This is a genomic window from Vibrio sp. Vb1554 (assembly GCF_033344235.1).
This window is the reverse complement of sequence record NZ_JAWPOJ010000465.1, coordinates 1-1,038: the sequence shown is the minus strand read 5'-3', so window position 1 is coordinate 1,038 and position 1,038 is coordinate 1. Positions and strand designations below refer to the sequence as shown.

At 46.2% G+C, this 1,038-nt stretch carries 1 protein-coding gene and 1 pseudogene; both read left to right on the top strand.

All coding sequences use genetic code 11. From position 1 onward, the window contains the following. A pseudogene (locus R8N28_RS27105) lies at window positions 1–245 on the top strand (phospholipase); the annotation flags it as partial. Between the two features lie 194 nt (window positions 246–439). Then, window positions 440–1,038, top strand: a 599-nt coding sequence (locus tag R8N28_RS27100; protein ID WP_412079942.1) for a hypothetical protein, incomplete at its 3' end; no start/stop codon positions are given.

Sequence of the window (1,038 nt, the reverse complement as noted above, 5' to 3'; positions counted from 1 at the left end):
TGGAGCATCAATACTCTGGCTATACAGCGTCTACGTTCGACCCTCGTATCAATAACTTCGCAGGCGAAGCACTATCTGGTGGCGAAAATGTGGAATACCTCGATTACGTCATGGTGAGCAACGAATATGGCGTGAAATCGTTTAACGACAACCGCGTTGATGTTCCACGTTCAACGGCAGAGGGGTTGTGGAAACATTACAACCTGTCGGATCACTTCCCTGTCAGCGCCGTGATCAAGCCATGAAGCTTAGCTTACTAATCACTGTGTCCGCCGTTTTGGCGGGCATAGTTTGGTTTTCAGTCAATGTCGACGAACGCGATCAATTAACGCAGCTTTCTTCGGAGTTGCAGGATAAATCAAGCACATTGGTTGATAGTGATTCGACGCCACCCCAGCGCCAAAGCAGTACACAAAAGTCCAAGTCAAAATCAGACAACATGCCCACTGAGACTCAAGATCTTGCAGAGCGACTAAACCGTTCTAAAGGTCGAGCATTGAAAGCAGAAATCGAGACGTTTTGGCACACCTGTATGTCCGAGCTTAATTGCGAATTCAAACTTAATGAACTAGCTATAGATTTGTCTTCAGAGCGTTTTAATTTGTTAGCGAACTACCATCAACTCGATGGTCTTTGGCAGCAAAGCGTTGGCAATTTGTTGTTTGATGAGCAGCAACCGCTCGCCTCTCGTGTTGCACGATTAAAATCCGAAGCGAGAAAGATTTGGGGAGAGCTCGCCGAGGTGATTTTCGCCGATGAGTTCGCACTTTACGACTTCAGCTTACAAGCCGAGCAACTTGACGCCGTATCGGCTCAAGATTACGTGAAAGCATTCGAGGATTTAATCACCGAATGGCAGGGGAACGAAAATGCCTTGGGGTTAGACAGCAACCAAACAAAATATGAACGAGCGGTGGCTCTGATCCCTGTAAGAATGAAAGGGATCGAGCGAAAAGCGTTGATTCAAGAGTTGCAGAAAAACTATCTGTCTGAACAAGAAAGAAAACAAATCCGCACTCGTGAACAACAAATAGCAAA